The sequence below is a fragment of the Enterococcus sp. BSD2780061688st2 D3 genome (genome assembly GCF_005844145.1).
GTDB lineage: Bacteria > Bacillota > Bacilli > Lactobacillales > Enterococcaceae > Enterococcus_B > Enterococcus_B durans.
On sequence record NZ_SPHN01000008.1, the window covers coordinates 1 to 24865 of the forward strand.

General features: G+C 38.0%; 28 protein-coding genes and 1 tRNA gene. 7 read left to right on the forward strand and 22 right to left on the reverse strand.

The genetic code is table 11. From position 1 onward, the window contains the following. Nucleotides 1-167 precede the first annotated feature (167 nt). From tsaD to galE, 7 genes are all read right to left on the reverse strand, one after another. Complete coding sequence (gene tsaD / locus FGQ66_RS07710; RefSeq protein WP_005875963.1) at nt 168-1181, reverse strand: tRNA (adenosine(37)-N6)-threonylcarbamoyltransferase complex transferase subunit TsaD; 1014 nt, start codon at nt 1179-1181, stop codon at nt 168-170. Continuing rightward, nucleotides 1178-1645, reverse strand: coding sequence for a ribosomal protein S18-alanine N-acetyltransferase (rimI, locus tag FGQ66_RS07715; RefSeq protein WP_171024587.1), 468 nt, complete (start codon nt 1643-1645; stop codon nt 1178-1180). Before rimI (FGQ66_RS07715) ends, tsaD begins: the two co-directional genes overlap by 4 nt. 5 nt (nt 1646-1650) lie before the next feature. Then, complete coding sequence (gene rimI / locus FGQ66_RS07720) at nt 1651-2193, reverse strand: ribosomal protein S18-alanine N-acetyltransferase (RefSeq protein WP_005875967.1); 543 nt, start codon at nt 2191-2193, stop codon at nt 1651-1653. Continuing rightward, nucleotides 2177-2899 carry a tRNA (adenosine(37)-N6)-threonylcarbamoyltransferase complex dimerization subunit type 1 TsaB gene (gene tsaB, locus FGQ66_RS07725; protein ID WP_113845804.1) on the reverse strand — a complete coding sequence of 241 codons (723 nt, stop codon included), beginning with the start codon at nt 2897-2899 and terminating at the stop codon, nt 2177-2179. The genes rimI (FGQ66_RS07720) and tsaB overlap by 17 nt, the downstream gene beginning before the upstream one ends. Nucleotides 2900-3039: 140 nt before the next feature. Then, on the reverse strand, nt 3040-4029 hold the full coding sequence (locus tag FGQ66_RS07730; protein ID WP_113845806.1) for a LacI family DNA-binding transcriptional regulator: 990 nt from the start codon (nt 4027-4029) through the stop codon (nt 3040-3042). 35 nt (nt 4030-4064) lie between these two features. Next, nucleotides 4065-5549, reverse strand: a complete 1485-nt coding sequence (galT, locus tag FGQ66_RS07735; RefSeq protein WP_138302111.1) for a UDP-glucose--hexose-1-phosphate uridylyltransferase — start codon at nt 5547-5549, stop codon at nt 4065-4067. Between the two features lie 7 nt (nt 5550-5556). Beyond that, nucleotides 5557-6546, reverse strand: coding sequence for a UDP-glucose 4-epimerase GalE (gene galE, locus FGQ66_RS07740; RefSeq protein WP_113845810.1), 990 nt, complete (start codon nt 6544-6546; stop codon nt 5557-5559). A gap of 378 nt (nt 6547-6924) precedes the next feature. Here galE and FGQ66_RS07745 point away from each other — a divergent pair, with 378 nt between their 5' ends. Continuing rightward, complete coding sequence (locus FGQ66_RS07745) at nt 6925-7092, forward strand: DUF3042 family protein (protein ID WP_002288457.1); 168 nt, start codon at nt 6925-6927, stop codon at nt 7090-7092. Between the two features lie 66 nt (nt 7093-7158). Here FGQ66_RS07745 and FGQ66_RS07750 read toward each other — a convergent pair whose 3' ends face one another. From FGQ66_RS07750 to FGQ66_RS07795, 10 genes are all read right to left on the reverse strand, one after another. Continuing rightward, a complete protein-coding gene (locus FGQ66_RS07750) occupies nt 7159-8973 on the reverse strand; it encodes an FAD/NAD(P)-binding protein (protein WP_138302112.1) in 1815 nt (604 codons plus the stop codon). Further along, nucleotides 8970-9335, reverse strand: a complete 366-nt coding sequence (locus tag FGQ66_RS07755; protein ID WP_005875980.1) for a DUF488 domain-containing protein — start codon at nt 9333-9335, stop codon at nt 8970-8972. Before FGQ66_RS07755 ends, FGQ66_RS07750 begins: the two co-directional genes overlap by 4 nt. Nucleotides 9336-9522: 187 nt before the next feature. After that, nucleotides 9523-9918: a rhodanese-like domain-containing protein gene (locus tag FGQ66_RS07760; RefSeq protein WP_005879493.1), complete on the reverse strand. Its 396-nt coding sequence runs from the start codon at nt 9916-9918 to the stop codon at nt 9523-9525. A gap of 17 nt (nt 9919-9935) precedes the next feature. Then, nucleotides 9936-10898, reverse strand: a complete 963-nt coding sequence (locus FGQ66_RS07765; RefSeq protein WP_005879491.1) for an ROK family glucokinase — start codon at nt 10896-10898, stop codon at nt 9936-9938. After that, a complete protein-coding gene (locus tag FGQ66_RS07770) occupies nt 10898-11110 on the reverse strand; it encodes a YqgQ family protein (protein WP_005879489.1) in 213 nt (70 codons plus the stop codon). Before FGQ66_RS07770 ends, FGQ66_RS07765 begins: the two co-directional genes overlap by 1 nt. A 20-nt stretch (nt 11111-11130) precedes the next feature. Then, the gene (locus tag FGQ66_RS07775; RefSeq protein WP_005879488.1) at nt 11131-11829 is read right to left on the reverse strand and encodes a rhomboid family intramembrane serine protease; all 699 of its coding nucleotides are present in this window, start codon (nt 11827-11829) and stop codon (nt 11131-11133) included. A 12-nt stretch (nt 11830-11841) separates the two neighbouring features. Further along, the gene (locus tag FGQ66_RS07780) at nt 11842-12387 is read right to left on the reverse strand and encodes a 5-formyltetrahydrofolate cyclo-ligase (protein ID WP_171024584.1); all 546 of its coding nucleotides are present in this window, start codon (nt 12385-12387) and stop codon (nt 11842-11844) included. 358 nt (nt 12388-12745) lie between these two features. Then, a complete protein-coding gene (locus FGQ66_RS07785; protein WP_138302114.1) occupies nt 12746-13747 on the reverse strand; it encodes a FecCD family ABC transporter permease in 1002 nt (333 codons plus the stop codon). Next, nucleotides 13744-14733, reverse strand: coding sequence for a FecCD family ABC transporter permease (locus FGQ66_RS07790; protein WP_138302115.1), 990 nt, complete (start codon nt 14731-14733; stop codon nt 13744-13746). Before FGQ66_RS07790 ends, FGQ66_RS07785 begins: the two co-directional genes overlap by 4 nt. Beyond that, on the reverse strand, nt 14730-15536 hold the full coding sequence (locus FGQ66_RS07795; protein WP_138302116.1) for an ABC transporter ATP-binding protein: 807 nt from the start codon (nt 15534-15536) through the stop codon (nt 14730-14732). Before FGQ66_RS07795 ends, FGQ66_RS07790 begins: the two co-directional genes overlap by 4 nt. A 167-nt stretch (nt 15537-15703) precedes the next feature. On the opposite strand from FGQ66_RS07795, the gene FGQ66_RS07800 reads away from it, so the two are divergent. Beyond that, complete coding sequence (locus tag FGQ66_RS07800) at nt 15704-16657, forward strand: ABC transporter substrate-binding protein (RefSeq protein WP_138302117.1); 954 nt, start codon at nt 15704-15706, stop codon at nt 16655-16657. A 429-nt stretch (nt 16658-17086) separates the two neighbouring features. Here the strand turns inward: FGQ66_RS07800 and FGQ66_RS07805 are convergent, their stop codons facing one another. Together FGQ66_RS07805 and rpmG are read right to left on the reverse strand one after the other, a co-directional pair. Continuing rightward, on the reverse strand, nt 17087-17593 hold the full coding sequence (locus FGQ66_RS07805; protein ID WP_138302118.1) for a dihydrofolate reductase: 507 nt from the start codon (nt 17591-17593) through the stop codon (nt 17087-17089). Nucleotides 17594-17750: 157 nt separating this feature from the next. Next, the gene (rpmG, locus tag FGQ66_RS07810; protein WP_002320810.1) at nt 17751-17915 is read right to left on the reverse strand and encodes a 50S ribosomal protein L33; all 165 of its coding nucleotides are present in this window, start codon (nt 17913-17915) and stop codon (nt 17751-17753) included. Between the two features lie 227 nt (nt 17916-18142). Between rpmG and FGQ66_RS07815 the strand changes: the two genes are divergently transcribed. Next, nucleotides 18143-18604, forward strand: coding sequence for a DUF2188 domain-containing protein (locus tag FGQ66_RS07815; RefSeq protein ID WP_138302119.1), 462 nt, complete (start codon nt 18143-18145; stop codon nt 18602-18604). 288 nt (nt 18605-18892) lie between these two features. Here FGQ66_RS07815 and asnB read toward each other — a convergent pair whose 3' ends face one another. Continuing rightward, on the reverse strand, nt 18893-20788 hold the full coding sequence (gene asnB, locus FGQ66_RS07820) for an asparagine synthase (glutamine-hydrolyzing) (RefSeq protein ID WP_081134961.1): 1896 nt from the start codon (nt 20786-20788) through the stop codon (nt 18893-18895). Nucleotides 20789-21337: 549 nt separating this feature from the next. Between asnB and FGQ66_RS15160 the strand changes: the two genes are divergently transcribed. Beyond that, nucleotides 21338-21508: a hypothetical protein gene (locus FGQ66_RS15160; protein ID WP_005879469.1), complete on the forward strand. Its 171-nt coding sequence runs from the start codon at nt 21338-21340 to the stop codon at nt 21506-21508. A gap of 286 nt (nt 21509-21794) precedes the next feature. After that, a complete protein-coding gene (locus tag FGQ66_RS07830; RefSeq protein WP_373171280.1) occupies nt 21795-21974 on the forward strand; it encodes a tyrosine-type recombinase/integrase in 180 nt (59 codons plus the stop codon). A gap of 105 nt (nt 21975-22079) precedes the next feature. Here FGQ66_RS07830 and FGQ66_RS07835 read toward each other — a convergent pair. Together FGQ66_RS07835 and FGQ66_RS07840 are read right to left on the reverse strand one after the other, a co-directional pair. Next, nucleotides 22080-22167: transfer RNA gene (locus FGQ66_RS07835), tRNA-Ser, on the reverse strand. Nucleotides 22168-22363: 196 nt separating this feature from the next. Next, on the reverse strand, nt 22364-22930 hold the full coding sequence (locus FGQ66_RS07840) for a TetR/AcrR family transcriptional regulator (protein WP_005879467.1): 567 nt from the start codon (nt 22928-22930) through the stop codon (nt 22364-22366). A 254-nt stretch (nt 22931-23184) separates the two neighbouring features. On the opposite strand from FGQ66_RS07840, the gene FGQ66_RS07850 reads away from it, so the two are divergent. Both FGQ66_RS07850 and FGQ66_RS07855 read left to right on the forward strand, forming a co-directional pair. Then, nucleotides 23185-24513, forward strand: a complete 1329-nt coding sequence (locus FGQ66_RS07850; protein WP_113845821.1) for a DUF1576 domain-containing protein — start codon at nt 23185-23187, stop codon at nt 24511-24513. Further along, complete coding sequence (locus FGQ66_RS07855; RefSeq protein ID WP_005879463.1) at nt 24482-24820, forward strand: hypothetical protein; 339 nt, start codon at nt 24482-24484, stop codon at nt 24818-24820. Before FGQ66_RS07850 ends, FGQ66_RS07855 begins: the two co-directional genes overlap by 32 nt. The last annotated feature ends 45 nt before the right edge of the window (nt 24821-24865 follow it).

Here is a 24865-nt window from a genome sequence, read left to right on the forward strand (position 1 = left end):
AATTTATTAGGCTTATTTCGTATACTTTTTTCTTGATAAAAACCAATAGAAAAAAGTACTTGACTAAACGTAGGAAAGAACGTGGAACAAAAGTAAGAAACACTTTTGTTCCACGTTCTTTAAAAACGCATAAACGGTGGGAGCGGCAAAGCCTTGATAGATACGTTTTAATTCAATATCAAACTAGGGTCTGCATTCAATCGATAGTCTGCAAAATGTTTCTTTTGTAATTCGACATGTGCAGCTGCTCCGATCATTGCTGCATTATCCCCACAAAGTCTTAATGGTGGGATACATAATTCTATCTCTGGTAAGGTTTCAGTTAGCGTTTGTTCAAGTGTTTCTCTTAATCCCTGATTAGCGGCTACTCCTCCAGCGACGATTAGTTGCTTCACAGGGTACTCTTGACAGGCTCGAATCGTTTTGTTTACCAAAACGTCGATCACACTTGCCTGAAAACTGGCAGCTAAATCATTTTTATCAAGTTTTTCACCACGTTGTTCTGCATTGTGCACAAGATTGATAAATGCGCTTTTTAACCCACTAAAACTGAAATCATAGTTATTTTCATGGATCATTGCTCGTGGAAAGTGATACGCATCTTGACCTTGGTGGGCTAGTTGATCGATTTCCTTGCCGCTTGGATAACTCAAGCCTAAGACACGACCTACTTTATCATACGCTTCACCAGCTGCATCATCTCTCGTTTCTCCAATGATTTCGTAGTCGCCATCTTCTTGCATGTAAACTAGTTCTGTATGTCCACCACTGACTAGTAACGCAAGTAATGGAAATTTAAATGGTTTTTCGAACCGAGCAGCATAGATATGACCTGCCATATGGTTGACAGGGATCAACGGCAAATGATTTGCCCAAGCAAATGCCTTAGCAGCAGAAATTCCAATCAATAATGAACCGACTAGACCTGGTCCATACGTAACTGCTACAGCACTTAACTCTTCAACTGTGACTTTCGCTTCTGTCATTGCTTCTTCAATACATAAAGTGATCTGTTCTACATGATGACGGCTTGCAACTTCAGGTACGACACCGCCAAACCGCTTATGGCTGTTTATTTGTGAGGCAACAATATTCGATAAGATCTCGTTTCCGTTCCTTACGATCGCTACGCTCGTTTCATCACAACTTGATTCAACTGCCAGAATCAATTCTTCATTCATTTTATCGTCTCCGTTTTTAACTTTGTACTCATAATAATCGCATCTTCTACCGGATTGTGGTAATAAGATTTTCGTTTACCTAACATCCGAAACTTCTCTGATTCATAAAGTTTTCGGGCGGGTGTATTGGATAGTCTTACTTCTAAAAAGACTGTATACGTGCCCGCTTTTTTCTCTTCAGCCAATAAAAATCTTAACAGAGTTCGCGCACAACCTCTATGTTGCATCGCTTTTGCCACTGCGATATTTGTGATTTCCGTCTCATCCATTACGTTAGAATAACTTAGAAACCCTTGAATTGTCGAATGTTCGACTAATATACAATAATCAGTATGCGGCTGAAGGATATCTGCTAAAAACTGACGCTTCGTCCAAGGCGACCCATATTCATAAGCTTCTTCGCAAAGGGTCCATAAACATTCCGCCAACTCTTCTGGTTTAAACTTATTTTTTTTATAAATCACTAGTTTCACTCATTTTCTAAAAATTTTACCATGTCTAAAGCGTCTTCGTTCGTTTGAGTATAGTAGCCTTTTCTTACTTTACGTGATTGGAACCCTAATTTTCGATAGAGTCTTTGCGCATCCTGATTACTGATCCTGACTTCTAAAGAAAGAGTCTCACAGCGATTCATTATAGCAAAATCTTCTATTTCGTCAATCAGTTTCGTTCCAAGATTTTTTCGTTGATAAGTTGGGATAACAGCAATATTCGTGATATGGCAATCAAACCCAAAGATTCTTGCACCAATAAAGCCTATAAGTTCGTTTCCCTGAAACACTCCCAGATATAGATTTAAAAAAGGCGATTTCATTTCTGATAAAAAAGCACTTTTTGTCCAAGGCAGCTCTCCGTCATATACAGCACGTTCAACCGCTAATAAATCTTTCACATCATTCGGATTCAATTCTTTGAACTGATAGGCTTGTCCTTTTATTTCTACAGTTTTCGTTGAGAAACTCTTTTTTTCGTAGAACAAACTTCTGGCATATGCTTTAAATTTTTTCAACATAACTTTCTTCTCCGGGACTATGAGTCTCTAACCATTTTTCTTCTGCTTCCACTTTCTTTAAGTAGCGCGGTAAAAAGTTTTGGATATCTTCAACAGGATCATCAGCGGCACCCATTTTAGCTATAGTCGCTCCATTAGGTATGTTCCATTCCGCAAGGCGATTGATTGTTGCTTCTGGTAAGTTTTCAGCAATCTCTGCAGAGAACTTTTGGCAGTCTTCCCCGACAAACAAAATAGATTCATTCGATCCTTTTAAATGGTCAAACAGCTCTGCTAGCGAGATATGTGTATCTGCTAACACTGTTTCAAGATTCCCATTCTTTTGACGATAGATTGCACTATAGACATTTTTTCTTCTTGCGTCGAAAATAGGCACGATAAGCCCTTCAATTCCGCTACAATTTGTTGCAATAGCCTTCAAACTTGATACGCCGACTAATTCTTTCTTTAATGTATATGCTAATGTCTTAGCTGTAGTCACACCGATCCGCAATCCTGTGTAGGAGCCAGGTCCTGCCGAAACAACGATCCGATCAACTGCATCGGGTGTCAATTGGATTGCTGAAAACAATTGATCAATAGTTGGCATCAAGCTGATACTATGATTCTTTTTTACATTGATTTGTACCTGACCCAAAATGTGATTATCATCGATCACTCCAACTGCTAAAGTTTGATTGGCTGTATCTATTCCTAATGTAATCATTTATTTATTCCTTTCTACTTACTACTGTCGTTTTATATTGTAGCATACTTCTAGCAAAGAAAAGAAAAAAGAATTTCAGCAAAAAAAGAAAAAAAGGTGTAACAAATACACAACTCTTTTTCTTATTTATACTTATTCTATTACTTACTGATTGGGTTCGTCGATCCTCGCAAGATGAGATCCGTTCCGACAATTATCTTTCTTGAAACAGGAGATTTTTCATTCATCCCTTGAACCAGTGTTTCAACGGCAAGCTCTCCCATCCATTCTGTATAGACCTTCACCGTTGAAAGTGGCGGAGAAACATATTTTGCTACACTGACATCATTAAAACCAATCAGCGAAATATCTTGTGGAACTCTATAATTTTTTTCCGTAATAGCTTTTAATGCACCGATCGCTAATGCATCATTTGCCGCAAACAGCGCAGTTGGAAATTTCTGATGATTTTCTAAATGTTCCTTCATCACTTGGTACCCGGATTCTACGGAAAAATCTGCTTCGATAATTGTCCCCTGTAATCCCTCTGCAGCGATAAGCTGTTTGAATGCACTGCTCCTCGGATCACTGACTCTTTGGCGGCTCTTTTTTGTATACTCTTTGCCAGCAAGCATCGTGATCTCCCTTGCCCCTTGATTTTTGAAATAATCAATGATCTTTTTAATACTTGAAGAGAAATCAACGATCAAAGAATTGATACCGTGATTGGTCCCATCTGAATCAACTAAGAGAAGGTTCGCTTGTGATTTTTTCAATTCCACTAATTGATGTGTATCGAACTTACCTAAAGCAATTGTTCCATCTGCTGGCTTCTCACTTACCGAATCCCACGTTTCTTTTAGTAGCGCAATATTCAACTCTTCCGCTTTCTTCTCAATCCCCAGACGGATCGCAAGATAATACAGATCTTCTAATTCTTCCTGATCATTGTACCATTGGATCAGACGCACAGTTTGTTTGCTTGCAGAACCATTTCTAAGATGCTTCGTATAATTCAAACTTTCTGCGACCTCAAAAATTTTTTTCTTTGTCTCTAAAGCAACTGACAGCTCGCTATCATAGTTAAGAACTCTCGAAACGGTAGCAGGAGAAACACCTGCCAACCGAGCAATATCTTTAATTGTTGCCACTGTCTCTCCCTCCTCTCCGTTTTCCATCCATTTTCTTATAACCCTGCAGTAAAGCGTTCAAAAGCAGCTTGTCCTTCTTCATCACGTTTGAAAACACCCGCGTCTTCTAATACACGTGCAAAAACTTTTCCTACTGCTTCAAAGACGATATTGTCCACTGATTTCTCAGTCAATTCTGGGTGTTCAGCTTTGAGCTGATCCGCCCATTCCACATGATAATCCGCAATATGATGGTCTTTTCCTAATAGATAATTTTTAACCTCTGCTAATTCTGGTTTTAAGCGTGGCGGTAAAACTGCTAGCCCCATGACTTCGATTAAGCCAATGTTTTCTTTCTTGATATGTTGGATATCCCGATGCGGATGGAAGATCCCTTCTGGATGTTCTTCTGACGTATTATTGTCACGTAACACTAAATCAAGTTCATAATAGTTATCCCGTTTTCTTGCTATCGGTGTAATCGTATGGTGTGGTGTTCCATCTGGAGAAAATGCATTGACTTCTACTGCTGGATCAGAATAGTTCTTCCATTTTCCCAACACGCTTGTAGCCGCTTCGACTAATACATGTCGATCTGTCGCTTGTAAACGGATCACAGACATCGGCCACTTGACGATTCCAGCAATTACTTGCGGATAATCAGATAATTTGATCAATTTTTCTATTGGCGCTTTTGCCATTGGAAATTCATGACGTCCTGCTTGATAGTGATCGTGAGATAAGATCGATCCCCCTACGATCGGTAAATCAGCGTTTGAACCAACAAAATAGTGTGGCAAGACTTCGGTAATCTTCAGTAAACGAGCGAAAGCCTCCTTCGTGATTCTCATTGGCCGATGTTCTTCTGAAAGAATGATCGAATGCTCATTGTAGTAAGCATAAGGTGAGTATTGAAATCCCCAGCTTTCGCCATCCAAGTTCATACGAATGATCCGATGATTCGTCCGCGCTGGATAATTCAAGCGCCCCTTGTATCCTTCATTTTCCATACACAGCATACATTTAGGGTAATCAACTTTCGCAGCTTGTCGTTCAGCTGCAATTTGTTTTGGATCTTTCTCAGGTTTCGATAAATTGATCGTGATTTCCAGCTCGCCATAATCTGATGGGTAGATATATTGGATATTTTTTGCGATAGCTCGGGTCTTGATGTAGTCATTTCGCTTGCTCAAATCAAAGAAATAGTTCGTTGCCTCTTCAGGGTCGTTGGCATAATGTTGCGCAAAAAATGCATTGACTACAGAAGGTGGAGGAGTCAAAAAGTCCATCAATTGTGCTTCGAAAATTTCTTTTTCCGCTGTTAAGTCAGAAACTATTCCATTTTTTTGTGCTTGCTCGACTAAACGATCCAATAAATCCACTGAATCCTCATTGACGGAACGCACTTGGTACACATCCATTGCCTCTTCGCCGATCATACCGTTGATCCTGTTTTGTAGATAGATCCGGTCCATCTCCATCCACCCACCCGCTTCGATCGCTAACGTAGTAAAATCGCAAATCGTTTGACTGATTGTCATCTTTCCTCTACTCCTCATAACCATTAGGATGGCTGACATGCCATTCCCAAGCAGTTTTAATAATTTCCTTCACGTCTGTAAATTTCGGCTGCCAACCTAAAATCGCTTGTGCTTTTGCACTTGAAGCGACTAATCGACTTGGGTCGCCTGCTCGTCGAGGAGCAATTTTTGCTGGAATTTCTTTTCCTGTCACTTCTCGAGCTGCTTCAAGCATCTCTTGCACTGAATAGCCTTGATTACTTCCTAGATTGAAGAAGTTGCTTTCGTTACCGGCTTTTAGATATTCTAAAGCTAAGATGTGTGCGGCAATCAGATCTTCTACTTGTACATAATCTCTGACGCATGTCCCATCTGGTGTATCATAGTCATCCCCATAAATAGCTAATGCTTCACGTTGGCCTAACGCTACTTGCAAGATGATTGGAACTAAATGGGTTTCTGGTGTATGATCTTCTCCTATAGAGGCATCCGATTTAGCACCAGCCACATTGAAGTAGCGTAAAGCGACATACCGCATTCCATAGGCATTATCACACCACTTCATCATTTTTTCCATCATCAGTTTGCTTTCACCATAAGGATTTTTAGGATTCGTTGGGGTACTTTCTGTAATCGGGAATTCTTTTGGCTCGCCATAGGTTGCAGCAGTCGAAGAGAATACGATATTTTTAACATCAAATTCATGCATGACTTCCAATAACACTTGCATACCATAGACATTGTTGTTGAAATATTTTAACGGTTTTTCGACTGACTCACCTACTAATGAACTAGCAGCAAAATGAAGAACTCCTTCAATCGTTTCTTTTTCAAAAACAGATTTCAAAAAAGTTTTGTCGCGAATATCGCCTTCATAAAAACGTGCATCTGGATGGACCGCTGCTTTGTGACCAGTCAATAAATTATCCACCACGATTACTTCATAGCCTTTATTGATTAATTGATCCACAGCATGGGAACCAATATAACCTGCACCACCTAAAACTAAAATTGACATATGCCCACTCCTTTTTTCTTCTTTTTAATCAAACATTTACTTCTTGAAGAGCGTGGGACAAAAGTAAGAAACACTTTTGTCTCATTCTTTAAAAACGAATAAACGGTGGGAGCAGAAGCAACTCCTTCTTAAATAAGCCGAAATTCACAAAAATTTGAAAAGCAATTTTCGTTAATTTCTTATTTCTCGGAGTTAAACACTTCTGTCCCATCCTCTTGTAAAATGCTTTCTTTTTTATTTAGTAAATTTATAATAAAACATTTAGTAAATTTTTTCAACCATTAATTGCAAAGGTTTTCAGTTTTTAGACCTCAGACTGGTCTTTTTTTCCATTTTGTTCCATAATAGAGGTAACAACTAATAAACGAGGTGTTTGAGATGAAAAAATTTGTATCAGGTATTTTAGTAGGTAGTCTTGCAACAGCTGCTGCAGTTGCTGGTTTAGTCGCTTCAGTCAAAAAAACAGTCATTGATCCAATCGATGAGAAGGAAGCAATGATCGAAGAAAATCGAAAAAAAGCAATGCGTAAACGTGTTTCTCGCTAATTTTTCTTTAAGAAAAGACCTAAGAGACGCCCTTTCTTAAAAGAGTCGTACTTTTAGGTCTTTTTTTTATATCCTTTTACTCTGCAATATATGTTGTGCGATTCGGTCGATTTGTCTTAAATTCCAAGGATCAGTGTAAGGTCTTGAAACGGCAGCCGTCAACCAATCTACGCCTTCAACTGGGATACCGATACAATAAACCGTCTCCTCTATCTTTCCTTTTTGGTTCACAACTTGGTTTGTTCCTCGAATGACATCAACTGCATTTGTATGGTACTGTTTTTTCTGGTCTTGATAAGTATACGAACGAATAAGCTGATTATTTCTTAGACTCTTTAAAGCTGGGTTTTCTGTGTGAAGGAGGTCATTTTTAGGTACACGTGCTTCAATCAAAAACCTACTTTTGACCGTTACATCTTTACAATCTACAGAAAAACAGCCTTCTGACATACGGATATCAATAGGGGGCTCGACCAAGTGAAAAATCCCGGCATCAATCAGAGCAGCTAGTTCTCTTGTTCGAACTGCTGGTGGGCCAATCGTAAGAAACGCATTCAGACGAGTGAACCAACCCCATAACAATTCTTCATATTCCTTTACTGTAAAAATTTCCCATTCGATCGCTTGCCGTATCGGATCACGCCAATCTTTCAATGCATCGAATGTCGACGCAATCGCACCTGTACAGTTTCCCTTTAAAGCTTCATTGATCTGATATGCAATAAACTGTCTGCTTGCTGGTATAAAATCTTGACTAGAACTCAATGGGTCAGCAAAGAAATCCCACGACCAGTGATAAGACATTAGCTCAGGGTACTTCAGTTGCCACAGCTCTTCTTTATCAGAAAGAAAGTCTTGCTCAAATACCGCACTTGAAATCTCTAGCTGATATTCTTCAATGATTTTTTTGTAATAGAACAATTCTGTATCCTTTTTCAATAATTCAAAAAATAAGGTTCCTGTCAATTTCTTCGAATGATACAGCTTTGACAGATTTTCTCTCGTGATCAATCTTGGCAAAGCCATAGCACCTCCCTGTTTTTGGTTCTTTCCCCGAGGAAAATAAGGAAGTCCTTTTCTCGAACCGCAATAGACAACTGGTTCCAACCCAGAAGGATGATAAATCAATTTTTCCCCTTTATCTTCAAAATAACCGCCACGGCCAATTGTGAACAGCCCTACGTAGTCGAAAAAACTTAATCCTAATCCTTTCAAAATGACATTTTCTTTTGATGGGATCGATTGAACAGGAACGTCTGCAGGATTTGCAGGGGGCTGATAGAATAAGTACTCTTTCATTGCGTGATCATAAAGTTTCTTCTCTTCCCCAGTCAGTTCATTTTCCCAATGTCCTGTGGCCAAAACCAATTGATCTACCATAAATACTTGTTTGTCCGTCTCCAGTTGATACTGCTGCTCTTTTTTTTGGATTTCAGTAACTAGCCCTTTGACCAAAGTCAGATTTTTGGGGTATGCTTCATTTAATTGTGTATAAAACCAGTGCTGATAAAGTCCGTAAAAGCAGCGGGAACATTGTTCATCCTTTTTTAACTCCCTTGATTCCTTGATAAACTCAGCTTTCATTGGTATATTTTGCTGTTCAATGAAGTCAACTGCGTTTGTCTTACTCCATTGATAAAGATTGGGACCAGGTGAAATAACTCCTCCGCTTGATAACGTTTCATCAGTAAAAAGTGTCACTTGTTGAGATACAGAATTCATTAGTAATTCAGAGGGTTGATCAAGTCGCCAGACTCTGCCGCCCGGTCCTACTGGATCAAATAGAATAAGTTCAAGTGCTTGCTCATTTGCCCCATTGCGCAACAATCGTTCAGCCATGCTCAATCCTCTTGGTCCACCGCCTACAATGCCAATTTTCATCCACCGATACTCCTCTCAAGATATTCTTTCAATACGACCGCTTGATTTTGTTTTTCATCCTTTGCGCCATAGACTAGCGTCACTACCGGATAAGTTTCAAGAAGCAACTTTAACTGGGTGATTGCTATCCGTTTTTCTTCCTCTTTTGTCAATTCCTCGCTATATCGTTTAGAAAATTCTGCAAAATGCTTTGGATCATGTCCAAAAAACTTTCTTAATTCTGTACTCGGTGCAACTTCTTTGAGCCACAAATCAAGATGTGCTTTTTCTTTCGATATTCCTCGAGGCCATATGCGATCAACTAAAACCCGAACCCCATCATTTTCTTCTCTTTCTTGATAAATTCTCTTTAATTTAATCATTGACTCCACATTCCTCTTCTATTTCGATCATAGCATAAATGATTCAAATCATAGTCGATTTTGTCCAATCCTACAAAAACTGATCATAAAGAAAAAGTCTAAGAATCTTGAAAATATAAAAAATATTTTCAGATACTCAGACTTTTTAAAAGGATCTTTACTGATTCCTTCAAGTATTGAAGAAATGTTACACTCTTTTACTTTTTACTTTACCTGACCAACCATCATATCCACCTTTTAAGATATAGATATCTTTGTAGCCAGCTTTTCTTAGTTTATTTGCTGTACGTATGCTTAAACTTTTCTTTTGATCATAAATGTACACTGGTTGGTCTTTACGAATCGATCCTAGTGAATCTTTCAAAACTGTATAAGGAATGTTTCTTGCGCCTAGGATGTGTCCCGCATCAAAAACATCTTTTTCACGAACATCAATGACTTGTGCTTTTCGCATGTTTTCTCGGAATTCTTCTTCTTCCAGCGTTTTCGCAGAACGTTTTGCCATTACTCGCAAATAGACTTCCCAAAATACGATTGCAAGAATAATTAGTAGCAATACGATGTTAATAACCCATAAAACCATGTAATTCCTCCACTTTGTTAAGCAAACTTCAAGGCTAATGAAGCAGCACCGATCACACCGGCTTCATTTCCTAATTCCGCTAATTTGATTTTTGTTGATTCTCTTACTTGTGGGAATGTGAATTGATTGAAATATTTTTCGACACGGCTGCGTAAAAATTCACCTGCAGCTGAAACGCCCCCACCTAGAACGATGCTTGAAGGGTTCATTGTATTCCCTAGATTGCCGCAAGCCAAACCTAAGTAGAAGCATACGCGGTCTACAACCATCAAACCAAAAGGATCATTGCCCTCTGCCAATTCAAAGATGTCTTTACTTGTCACTTCTTCACCATCATCAAGCATCTTTTTAAGTGTTGAGTCACCAGCGTATTCTTCGGCTAAGAAGCGTGCTAAACGAACCACACCAGTTGCGCTTGAGACTGTTTCAAGACAGCCACGTTTACCGCAAGTACACTCAAAACCTTCTGGATCAACTGTGATATGGCCAATTTCGCCCCCAGCACCAGCAACGCCATGGATCAAGTTGCCAGAAGCTATGATACCACCGCCCACACCGGTTCCTAACGTAACGAAGATAACGTCTGGGTCATTTTCCCCAGCGCCTTTCCATCGTTCACCTAAAGCTGCCACATTGGCATCATTGTCGATTGCAAATTTGATTCCTGTACCTTCTTCAATTTGCTTTCTTACGTATTGAAGTTCAGTCCAGTTTAAATTGTAGGCACCAATGACTGTCCCAGCATCGCTGTCGACACTACCAGGTGTCCCCATACCGATCCCAATAAAATTTTCAGCTTTCATGTTGTATAAATTCAAACGATGATTGATTGATTCAACAATCTCAGGAATGATGTGCGTGCCATCATCCAAAATATTGGTATCGATACTCCACTTTTGTTGAATTTCTCCTTCCGGTGTTAAAATTGCAAATTTTGCTGTTGTACCACCTAAATCAATCCCAATAATTTTTTTGTCCATTACAAGTTTCCTTTCTTTCGGCTTTCTTCTACTCGGTGCTCTCTTTTCAGTATATGCCACGCTGTCATGTATGTATCATGATCGATCAACCGATTATCATAAAGATTCCTCAATTCGATCGTCATCAACTCAATATCATAGATACGTGACCCCACATAGACAAAGATGCCAAACCTTTTGAATAGTTGTTGCACATCATACAAGCTCTCCATCTCTAAGCACTTCCTTCATATTATACAAGTAATCCATATTTTTTTAAACCCAATAAAACACATATTATTAAAAGAAATCCAAAAACTAGAAGTGAAAGTATTCGCTGATGGATCGAATAATCGGTCATTTTTTTGGGTAAACCTAAACAATTCCCTAAAAGCAAACCACCAATGATTCCTCCCACATGTCCCCAGATATCCACCGATGTATCCATGAGACCAAAAACAAAGCTCATCGCAATAAACAGCATATAATGACGAATCATTTGTCTTACCTGATAATCATTTTTGAAATGAAAACCTAATATGAATAATGCGCCAAACAATCCAAATAATGAGGTACTTGCCCCACCAGAAAGGACGCCGGCTTGATTGAACGCAAAGCTAGCTGCATTCCCCATGATTCCGCTGAATAGGTAGATTATAAAAAAGCGCCAATGCCCATAGAGCGTTTCAATTTGTTCACCCATAAAATAGAGAATCAATGAATTCATGGCAAAATGCATCAGACCAAAATGGATAAAGATAGGTGTGATGAATCGCCACCATTCATTCATATAAACGACGAATGGTCCATACATTCCCATAGATGCAGCAATATTATTTGATGGGATGAATTCCATCGCTAAGAATACGATTGTCTGGATTGCCAAGAAAAAGTAAGTGATGATCGGCCTTCTTAACCAAGCCTTTAATTTTATCTGTTGTTGATAATTCATGAAATCCTCCTTTTAAACATCCGTAAATAGTTGTTGGATTTTTTTGTCAAAACTTTCAGGGAGCCATTCGTTATTGATAAGTTCATGGAAAACAAGGCTGCACGTCGCATTGGGGTAATTTTGCAAATATCGATCATAATATCCTCCGCCAAAACCGATGCGATACCCACATTCATGAAAAATGATCCCCGGGACAATCAGCAAGTCAATTTCATTTGGCGAATAATACCGATCAGAAATTGGTTCAAACACACCAAAACTTGATTTTTCAAATGTTGTCTCTTGATCAACCTGATAAAAGGCCATTTGACGTTTAGGTAGTGTTTTCGGAACAGCGATGCTTTTCCCTGCACTTTGAGCTGATTCAATAAGCGGTTGGGTCGAAATTTCAAAGCCATTTGCTATTGTTAGCCCAATGGTTCTTGCCTTTTGCCACTTGCTGCTTTCATACAATTTTTGATAGAGCTTTCGTTCTTTTGCTTCTTTCTCGCCACTCTCGGCTATCCTTTGCAGTTGTTGTATACCAAATTTCCGCAGGTCTTCTTTTGTACGTTCCAAAAAAGTCACCCTTCCTCTTGTTAAAATGGTAGCGGAAAATGCTCAAAATAGCAATTTAACTTTTCAAATAAATGCAGTTTCTTTAAAAAGAAGAGCATGTGGGACAAATCTAAAAATCAGTTTTTTCGGAAATTAAAAAAAACGAGCAATACAAAAAACGTATTGTCCGTTTTTCTCTCCAATTTCTCAAACCTAAACGACTTTTGTCTCGACCTCTTCAAATACAGATAAACAGCAAAACAGAAGCAGCTCCTTCGAAAATAAGCCAAAATCCATAAAATTTGAAAAGTAATTTCACAAATCTTTTCTTAGTCCTCGGAAACAAACATTTTTGTACTAGACTCTTCTTAAAGCTAGGTCAACTTAGAATCTGTTTTTGTTTGGAAAAGAGTAAATACAAGAAATAAGGTGCGCCAATGATGGCAATCAAGATTCCAGTAGGGATTTCTCCGCTTGGTAGAATGATTCGAGCAATACTATCAGCACTATTGACAAAAAGTGCGCCAAATAATCCACTTAAAAGAAATGACCATTGATTTTCTCGTCGCACGATTAGTTTTGCTGCATGGGGTGCAAGTAAACCGACAAACGAAAGACTACCAGCGACAGCAACACTTCCACAAGCTAAAGCGACAGCAAGTAATAAAAGAATCTGCTGACTTCTTGTTACATTCAAGCCCAAGCTACGTGCTCTTTCTTGCCCTAAGGATAATAGTCCGATCCGGCCACTGAAAAATACCGTAAGAATGAGTATAACAGCTGCCCAAGGGATCAATACCCATACATATGGCCAACTTGCTCCCCAAATCGAACCTGCTAGCCAAGAATTAACAAATCCATAGCTTTCTTTTGACAACTTGATCGTACACAATAACATCAAAGCAGATAACCCTGCATTCACAGCGATACCTGCCAGTAAAATGCGGTTCATGCCAAGCAGTCCATTCCGCTTATGGGCAACGGCATATACTAAGAACGCCGCAAAAGCGCCTCCTAAAAAAGCTACCAATAACAATAAAAACGGGGAAGAGTCATTTGCATAGAATCCTAGATACAGCATCACAAAAAATCCCGCACCCGCGTTTATTCCTAATAAACTAGAGTCCGCTAACTCATTTCTAGTCACTCCTTGTAGTAAGTAACCGGACACCCCAAGGCTCAAACCCGCAACAAGACTAATCAATAAGCGAGGCAGCCGAAATTCAGACACCACCAAAGAATGGAGAGCTTGCCCTTTTCCTACCATCAAGTCGAAAATTTGATCTAGAGAAATAAATGGAGTGCCGATCATCAGACTAGCTAGTGAAGTAATGACAAGTAAAAAAAACAATAAAAAGATAGCATATTGGATCTTTTTCATGCATGTTCCCTCCTAACTTGAAACAATAAGAACGGAACACCAATCAATGCAACCACTAGACCAAAAGGAGTTTCAAAGGGAGGATTGATCATTCGCGCCACATAATCCGCAAACATCACGAATCCCCCACCTAATAAGAATGATGCAGGTAAGACATACCGATAATCCGAACCAACTAAGCCTCGAACCACCGGAGGCACCATCAAGCCAATAAATGATACTGGACCTACCAGTGAAACTGCAATGGCTGCTAAAACAGCTACTAATAAAAATACGACGATCCTAGTCCGCTTAGGATGTCCTCCAAGAGCCAAAGCATGTGCCTCGCTTAGATTTACTAAAGAAACAGATTTACCTAGTACAAACGAACAACCAACTGCCACTATATAAACAGGCGCAATCACTTTTAGCTGCTGCCAAGTTATGTTTGCAGCTCCTCCGACAAACCAAAAAGCCAAATCTTGTTGAAGATTAAACAATTGGGTCAATGCTTGACTAATAGCAGTAAAAAAGGAACTAATTGCCACGCCAATTAAAATAAGCTGAATGGGATTCATCCCCACTCTAGAAAGACTCAAACAAAAAAATACAAGTAACGTAACTAGGAACGACCCTAATAACGAAATCAAGAACACACCAAATGCTGATGTTTTTGGCAAAAAAATAAAACTGACTGCCATTGCTAACGATGCCCCCGAATTGATACCAAGTAATCCAGAGTCCGCTAAATTATTCCTAGCCACCCCTTGCATCAACGCACCACTAAGTGCAAAGCAGCTTCCCACCAAAAAAGAACCTAAGATTCTAGGGAGCCGAATCGTTCGTATGATCTGTTGTGTTTGAACACTAGCATCAAACTGAAAAATTGCCCGCCACAAATTGGAGAAGCCGATAGACACTGCCCCATTTGATAAAGAAATCACAAAAATAATGAAGATGGCTACTATAAACAATACAAGCGTAAAAACTTTTCTTTTCTGTTTCACTTTTCTCCCTCCTTACGACTAGTCATCAAATCGTAAGATAGAAAGACAGGTTTATTCGTCTCTGGAAGTTGGACGATCTGTGCATCAATTTCAAAGATTTCACGCATCCATTCTTTTGTGACTACTTCTGCTGGCGTTCCTTGCACCACCAATTTTCCATCCTTCATCCCAATCAAACAGTCTGAAAAACGTGAAGCATGATTGATGTCATGGATGGACATCAAAATGGTCGTATGCTTTGCACGATTGATTTCTACTAACAATTCTAAGATTTCTAATTGATGGGCTGGATCTAAATACGTGGTTGGTTCATCCAAGATCAAAATATCCGTCTCTTGCGCCAACGCCATGGCAATCCAAACTCTTTGCGCTTGTCCACCAGATAAACTAGCTAAATCTCTTTCACGAAACTCCAACAAATGAGTGACCTCTAATGCCCAATCGATCGCAGAGAGATCCTTTTCATTCATTCCGCTAAAAAGTTTTCGATAAGGATAACGTCCATATGAAACAACTTCTTCTACCGACATGCCTAAAGGATGCTCACTACTTTGTGCCAGCAATGAAATCTTTCGCGCTAATTCTTTTGGTGCATATGTCGCAATATCAGAACCCGCTACCATGATCTTTCCTTTTTGAACGGGAAGAATTCGTGTAAAACTTTTTAATAAAGTGGATTTACCACTACCATTTGGTCCAATTAAACTGGTAATTTTTCCTTCAGGGATCTTAACAGATAATTTTTCACTGATCTGCTTATTCAGGTAACCTGTCGAAATATCAACGGCTTCCAGTATTGTCATTTTTTTCACCCTTCCATTGAAAATCATTCTCAATTATGAAGGCACTTCACAAATTCGTCAAGCATTACTTTGCCCCTTAGAACTTCTCTAAAAACGGTTGACACCACTTCTATTATCATGAATAATAGCAAATGAGAAAGATTCTCAATTAAAGATGGAGGAAAAAAATGAATCTAAAAACTAAATTATGTACAATCACTAGTACTTTATTGTTGATTGGTCTTTTAGGAGCCTGTTCGTCAACAGACAAAACAAAAACAGCCGAGACTTCTACAACAGAATCTACTAACGCAACGCATACTGTAACAGATACTTTAGGTCATAAAGTCGCAATACCCAATCAACCGAAACGAATCATCGGTAGTTATCTGGAAGACTATCTGATTGCATTAGGAGAAAAACCAGTAGCACAGTGGACAGTTGGCAGTGGCTCAATCCAAGATTATCTGCAAAGCGAGCTTAAAGGTGTTCCTACCATTTCCTATGACCTCCCTTACGAGAAAGTTTTGAGTTTTGAACCTGATCTATTACTAATCTCCTCTTCTGCTACAGTTGAAGGTGGCAAATACGATCAATATATTAAGATTGCTCCAACCTACGTCGTAGAAAATGGCACAGAGGTCACTTGGGAAACACAACTGAAAGATATCGGAAAAGTCCTTGATAAAAAGGAACAAGCAGATAAGATCATCTCTGATTACCAGAAAAAAGTCACAGAGACACGCACCGAATTAGCAGATAAGATCAATGGCAAAACAGCTGCAGTCTTATGGGTAACCAATAATTCTGCTTTCATGGTAAGCGAAAATCGTTCAAGCGGACGAATCGTCTACGGTGATTTGCAGTTTGGAGTCCCTCCTCTAGTTGCAGAAGTTTCTAAAGAAGCCACTTCTGATTGGTCTGCTGTTTCTTCTGAAAAACTAGCAGAATTAGATGCAGACTATATTATTTTAGTCAACAGTGATAAAAAAGCAGACATGTTCAACGAAGCCACTTGGAAAAATCTTAAAGCAGTCAAAGCAAACAATGTATTAGAGTTTGGCCCTGAATCAAGTTGGCTATACAATGGTCCTATTGCGAGTGAACAAATGGTCGACGATATCAAAGAGCGATTAAACTAAGAATCACTATCATGAAAAAAGCCTTGTCTCCAATGAAATATTTCTCCGTATCATTCGATGATTCAATCGAACTTTTAAGGAAAAATTCCATTGGTCCAAGGCTCTTTTTCTATTTTTTTCAAAATCAATTAACTTATTCGCTTTTTCTCAAATGATCGATCGTTTATAGGATCAAAATCAAGCAATTTCAGATGATTGCTCAAAGAAAGATACAAAATTTGGTTTCTCTGTTACGCATCAAAATCATTTTTTTTTGCATTTTGATAAAAATACTTCAATACTGCGCATGTTCTATTAGGCATTTTAAACATGATGAGCGTGGGAGCAGAAGCAACTCCTTCGGAAATAAGCCAAAATTCACAAAAATTTGAAAAGCAATTTTCGTTAATTTCTTCTTATTTCTCAGAATCAAACACTTCTGTCCCAGCCTCATTCAGCCTCCGCCACTCGTCTTTGCCATTTCTGAAAACGATGAGGATACTGATTTTCTTCATCAACTATGCCCACATGTTCTTCCATCAGATCAAAATCGGAAAAATCGATTTCACCGATAAATGTATCTCCTTCAAAGGTAGCATCAATCAATGTACGCCAAATAATCCCAGTTTCTGGTAATAATTCCTGAAAAATCCGACTGCCACCCGATACATAAATATCCTCTGAACAATTCTTCGCATACGCAAGTAGTTCTTCAATTGAATGCATCACTTCTGCGTTCTCTTCTACTTTAAAATCAGTTTGGCTTGTTAAGACGATAATCTTTCGGTAGGGTAAGGACAATTTTCCCATGCCTTCGTAGGTTTTTCTCCCCATCACCAATATTCTATTCATTGTATGTTCTCTAAAAAAACGCATATCATTAGGCAATTTCCATGGAAGTAACCCATCTTTGCCGATCAACCCATTTCTATCTTGTGCCCACATTGAAATAAACATCTGTCTCATCCTCTCCGGTATGCTATAAAAAGCATACACATTTATCGAAAAAATAACCAGTTATTAAGCAAAAAAGACTGAACCATCCTCAGATGTCCAGTCCTTTTTTGCTAAGTCTTATCCATCATATCCAAATGAACAAGAACTTTATTTATGCTTATTTAGTTTCACGGTGTAAAGTAACTTTACGTTCGCGTGGGCAATATTTTTGTTTTTCCAAACGATCAGGGTTGTTACGTTTGTTTTTGCTTGTCAAATAGTTACGTTCTTTACAAGAAGTACATTCTAAAGTAATGTTTACGCGCATGTTTTTCCCTCCCATTTTTACTAGAATCCTCTAAGATGACTCTCAGACTTGACTATCTTACCATGATTTTCACCAGATTACTAGCCTTTTCCTGAAATTTGTTAAGTAGATTTACTTGACGAAGAAAGAATAAGTCATGATGCTGTAAACAAATTCTTTTTCTTTTTTATAGCTTACGTTTACACTATGGATTATAGAAGGAAATGCAAGAAGAATACGATCATTTAAAGGAGGAAACATTCATGCCATGGAATATGACAGACTACCCACCTTCAATGAAAAACCTAGAAGAACTTGTTCGAAAAAAAGCCATTGCTATTGGCAATGCGTTATTAGCTGATGGATATCCAGATGACCGAGCGATCCCTATTGCGATCAAACAGGCAAAGGAATGGTATGAAAATGCCGACAAATCAGAGAAAAAAGAATTTTCAGAAGAAAAAAATCCCTCTAAAACAGACAAACACGAAAAAAATCCACGAGCATCAAAGTTGATCAATGCCAATGTGAACATCAGATTTGAAGAGGATCAATGGATTGTCATATCAGATGGCGCAAAAAAAGCAAGTCAACGCTTTGCAACAAAAAAAGAAGCCATTGAAAAAGGCAAAGAGATCGCTCAAAATAAAGAAACAACTTTGACTATCTACAAAAAAGATGACAGCAAAGAAAAAGAAATCAGCTATTCTGCTGAAAAGAATTAACACCAACCGATACACCTTGATTTTTTACTAGACGTGGATGGGGGGAGATTAACCCCATCAGTTGGATATCATTGAGCAAAAAGAGCATGAGACAAAAGTAAGAAACACTTTTGTCTCATGCTTTAAAAACAAATAAACGGTGGGAGCAGAAGCAACTCCTTCTTAAATAAGCCGAAATTCACAAAAATTTGAAAAGCAATTTTCGTGAATGTGGGCTTATTTCTCGGAGTTAAACACTTCTGTCCCAGCCTCTTTCACTTTGAATAATTGTCAGGAAAAAACTCTGCTTCAGACAGTTACATAATCAATTGCTTCTGCTTGAGGAACTGTTTCTTCAACAAAGAACACGTTGTACCAAGTCAAAAAGCTGAAAATCGTCCAAATTTTCCGTTGTTCTTCTTTACGGCCTTCATAATGATCATTCAATAACTTCATGATTTTTTCTTGATCAAAGAATTCTTTCGCAAAATCTGCTTCAAATAATTCTTTTACTTGTCGATAGCCATGGTCTTCTTTTAACCAAGCTTTGATTGGTACAGGGAAGCCTAATTTCACTCGGTTCGACCATTCTTCTGGTAGATGTTTATTCGCTGCTTGGCGGAAAACATCTTTCGTGTTGTTTTGATTCAACAGATATTTACTTGGAATCTGTTGTGCCAGTTTCATGACTTCGATATCCAATAAAGGCACTCGGACTTCCAGAGAACTTGCCATTGAAAGTTTATCAGCTTTCAGCAAAATATCCTTCGGCATCCATTGATGAAGATCGACATACTGCATTTTATTGACCTCATCAGCAATTTTATCTGTGTTCGCATAATGAGCAGCCATAATATCTTTGACTGTTGGTGCTTGTTGGAAATCATCAGTTAAAATATCTGCAGCTTCCGCTTCTTCAAATACACGTGCATGCCCGATAAAATATTCTTTAGCAGGTGCTAGAGATTCATATAAATGGATTCTCCCATGGAAATTTTTCATTTTCCCAATTTTACGACCAAGATTATATCTTGTTCCTTTAGGCAATTTTTTCAATCCTTGCGCAATTACACGAATAAATTTTGAATTAGTATGGAATCCATACGTTTGGTAGCCAGCAAATAGTTCATCTGCGCCTTCACCAGATTGGACAACTCTCACACTTTGCGATGCTAGATTTGCTAAAAAATAGAGCGGCACACATGAAGGATTTGAATCAGGTTCATCTAAATGATACTGGATCAAAGGAAAAGCCTTGAAGGACATATCGCCATCGATCACAGCCGCGGTATTATCTAGATCCAAACGCTCAGTCAACTTTCTCGCTTCGATTGCTTCGTTATAAGTCTTGTCATCAAATCCAATAGAAAACGAATGATCTGGTTTAAGCACTGAAGTCACATAACTAGAATCAACACCACTAGATAAGAATGAACCGACTTCTACATCGCTTATTTTATGTGCTGCAATAGAAGACTGCACTGTTTCATCAATCTTGTCGATCCATTCTTGTCTTGAATGCTCTCCTTTTGTTTCAAAGTCGGCATCCCAATATTGTTGGATATCCAGTTGTCCATCTTTATACGTAAAATAATGGCCTTCTGGTAAGCGGTGGACACCCTTGAAAAATGTTTCGCCATTCAATGGTGAATACTGAAAAGTCATATATGGTTTCAACGCTGATTTATTTAATTCTTTTTTGAAATCTGGATGTGGTAAAAAACTCTTTATTTCTGATCCAAACATGAATGTTCCATTCATTTCAGCATAATAATAAGGTTTGATACCAAAATGGTCACGTGCCCCAAATAATTCATTTTTTTCATTATCCCAAATAGCAAATGCGAACATCCCACGTACTTTTTGTAAAAGATCAGTACCCCATTCTTCATATCCATGCAACAATACTTCTGTATCTGCGTGGGTTTGGAAAATATGACCTGCCTTGATCAATTCTTCTCTCAAAGGTTGGTAATTATAAATTTCACCATTGAAAATAATGATTTTCGTACGATCTTCATTATAAATAGGCTGTGAACCGCCTTCCAAGTCAATGATACTTAAACGTCTAAAACCCAAAGCAACAGATTGATCAATATATTCTCCAGCACTATTTGGTCCTCGATGAACGATTCGATCCATCATTGCATTCACTATTGCTTTTTTATTATCTTTGTTATTAACAAATCCTACAATTCCGCACATCTATTTTTCACATCCTAAATAAATAGTTACACTCATTAATATCCGTTCATGTGCATCTTATCATAGTAAACACGCATAGAACGAGTAATTACACCCTTACACTTTCGTCACATGAAAATAAATTGAAACCTTACATTTATCTTATAAAAAAAAGAAGGCTCGTCAACTAATTTACCACTTTTTTTGCTACGGCGCTATCTTTTATTCCAGGTTTTAAAAATAATCCTTGTTACTTAATCATGAATACAATTTACATCTATGACAATTCAATATCTCGTATGATTTATGTATCAGCTTTCAAATTGATCTACTCCGATTTTGGACACTGAAAAAGTAATTTTTCGCACCTCCTCTATCAGCTGAGTTAGACGAACTTTTACTCAATAGCTCGCTGGTTCGAATCCTGACAATCTGGTACAAAATTTTTGCTCTGAGTAGCTGGCCACTGTACAATAGAATAAAGCGCTCTCATCAAGCCGTTCAGGGACAGATCAAATGAAGATTATTTATTACTCTATAGATAAACAACAAGAATGGAGGTTAACCAAAATGAAAAATTTATTAGCAGCTGGCTTCATGTTTGTTGGTGGTGCGATACTTATGTTAGCAGAAGAATATGCCAACTGGGTCCCGATTGCAGGAAGTATCATTGCCCTCATCGGTTTGGGAATGTTAATCTATTATTTGTTCAGCAAAGATGGAACTTACAATGGAAACTAAACAGTTCTTCGTTAATATCAGATGTGTAAATCTACTAGAAAGAGAGTGGGATAAAAGTAAGAAATAATTTTGTCTTATTCTTTAAAAACGAATAAACGGTGGGAGCAGAAGCAACTCCTTCGGAAATAAGCCGAAATTCACAAAAATTTGAAAAACAATTTTCGTGAATTTCGGCTTATTTCTCGGAGTTAAACACTTCTGTCCCAACCTCTTTTTAATTCTTACTTTACAGGAGCGATTAGTAGATTCCGTACTCGTCATGTAAAATAATCTTAAACGAATTACTATTCATGGTCTTAGACATACACATGCTAGTTTGCTTTTAGAAGCTGGTGCAAATATTAAAGATGTGCAAGAGCGTTTAGGCCACTCTTCTATTCAAATTACTATGGATCTATATATTCATATTACAGACAAAAGAAAAGAAGAAACAGCAGCGCAATTCGCAAAATATATTGATATTTAAGCAGAACGTATTCAAAGACGTATTCACACAAAGAAAAAGAAGCGAAAACGTTGCAAGCTGTCACTTGTATATCAACGTTTTTGCTTCTTTATAGGATAATGAATAAGGAAGGTACAGGATTTGAACCTGCGCGCCGGTATTAGCCGGTTCGCCGGATTTCGAGTCCGGTGCATTACCACTCTGCCAACCTTCCGTACGTATTATTTTTAAACTTTTCGGAACAAATGTCAAGTCCGTTTTTTTATTTCTATGAATTTTTTCATGCAGGTATAGACAAAAACACAAGAATCATTTTTCCCACTCCCAATGAAGACCATTTTTGGTCAAACAACTGACAAAAGAATGTTTGAATGAGTCTTGTGTAAGATAACGTAAAGTAGTTACTCGTTTTATCTGATTTGTTCAGGATCTTCTAAAGCTAAAATTGAATCGATTGTTCGTTTGATGAATGAGATGATTTGCTCTTCTGTTGGGTGCATGATATTTGAAGACATCAATGATGCGATACCAGTTACGGCAATCCATGTTCCTGTATGGAGTGCATCAATATATTCATCAGATAATTGATTGTATCGTTTGTCTTCTTTCACAATTTCTCGGAAATAATTATAAGAGAAATCATGCATTTTTTGACCATCCCCATGCTCATCGATGTACAAAGCCATGTAAAGACTATGTTGCTTCTTTGCGAAGTAAATGTAATTCAAACCAAGGTCAATGATTTTGTCCCCTGTTCGCTCTACTGGGAAAACCGTTTCTTTAAGATGTTCAAAAATAGAGTCTAACAAAGTATTCTTGAGATCCTCCATGTTTTTGAACTCCAGATAGATCGGCTGAGTAGAGATACCCATTTTTTTCGCAATGTTTCTAGCAGTAAAGCCTTTGAAACCTTCCTTTGCAACGACATCATAAGCAGCTTTCAGAATTTGATCTTTTGTATAGACTTTTCTTCTCATTAAAACTCCCCCACTTCTTACTGCAATATATGTTGTTTTATTGTAACCGATTTTGGATGTTTTTTGCAAACATTTTACTCAAAACGTTATATTTTAAATTTTTTTCTTATTTTTTTTTAACAATTACACATAATTATTTAAAAATTGGCAAAATTACTGGTTACCCTTACAAAATTTGATATAAATGTAAATCAGAGTTGACCAAAACTTTTATTTCACGTTATAGTTAAAGAAAAAGAAAAAGAAGGTGTGTAATGGACAACGAAACTAACGTTATTTATATTCATCCTCAGAAAAGAATCATTTCACAAAAGAAGAAGTATTTTTATTTAACGTTTACCGGACTTTTTTTCCTGATTATCGGTTTGATTTCTGCTGATCCTATCAAAAATATCAAGGGTTTATATACGATCATCACTTCTCCAAGTAATCTTCTGACCGATTATTTAGCTTTAGGCGGTTTTGGAAGCGCATTTATAAATGTTGGTACGTTAACTTTGCTTTCAATTCTATTAGCGTATCGGCATAATGTCAATTTGAATGGTCCAATGTTTGCTTCGATTTTGACCGTTACAGGTTTTTCCTTTTTTGGAAAAAATCTCTATAATTCAATTTCGATTATTTTAGGTGTCTATCTCTATGCTCGTTTTGTCCACAAGCCTTTCTCACAATATATCATGGTAGGTCTATTTGCTAGTGCACTATCGCCTGTTGTTAGTTACATTACATTTGGCATGTCTTTACCGTTATTGACAGGAATGTTGTTAGGCAACCTTGTAGGGATTGCCATTGGTTTTGTACTACCACCATTAGCAGCACAAACCTTGATTTTCCACAGAGGTTTTACTCTCTACAATATTGGGTTTACTTCGGGATTGATTGCAATGACTATTACCAGTATTCTACGATTATTTAATTTTTCAATTGAATCACACTCAGTCCTTTCTACAGACTATCATCGTAGCTTGACCATGATCATGCTTATTTTCTTTTCTTTGACTGCAATCTGTGGTTTTTTCTTCAATTCATTTAAACTGACAGGCATGCGGGCAATTTTCCAAACCTCGGGAAAAGTAACAACTGATTTCATTTCAATCTCTGGAATTGGTGCAACGTTGATCAACATGGGGCTTGTAGGTTCGATGCTTTGCGTGTATGTTTTACTGATTGGCGGCAAAGTAAATGGTCCGATCGTTGGAGCAATCTTGTCCGTCGCTGGTTTCAGTGCTTTCGGTAGTCATTTAAAAAACTGTTTTCCTATTTTAGTTGGTATCTATTTGGCCTCTTTGTTTGGTACAGTATACAAAGTGAATCAAACAACGATGATCGTAGCGGCAATTTTTGGTACCGGACTTGCACCTATCAGTGGATTTTACGGCAGTATTTACGGTGTACTCGCTGGATTTTTACATATTGCTTTAGTCCACAATGTCAACACTTTGCATGGGGGATTAAGTTTATATAATAGCGGATTCTCAACGGGATTCGTGGCAGGTATTCTTGTACCTATTTTAGACAGCTTGACTGTCGTTAGAAAGGAAAAGAATTTATTTGGAAAAAGAATTATCAAAAAGGATCATTGATGAGTTTCTTACGTATCTGTACTCACATGATATAACAGAAATACGCATTGGACTTGACTACACCGAAGAAGGGCTTTTTGTTGAAATACAGGGAAAAATTGCTGAACAGCCAAATGATCTATCCGAGCTGGCAAAGCTTTTAGACACTCCTCGGGATCCAAGCATGGATATCTACTATCAAGAATTGTTAGGCAGTCCTTCTCACGACCGTGAAGACTATCATTTGTTGGGAAGCTTGATCGATGATGTTGAAATCATGTACGATCAACCAATCATAAATATCAAGATTTTCCGGAAGATTTCTTAAGTATTCATAAAAATTGGTGAACAGAACACGTAAAATAGACAGCTA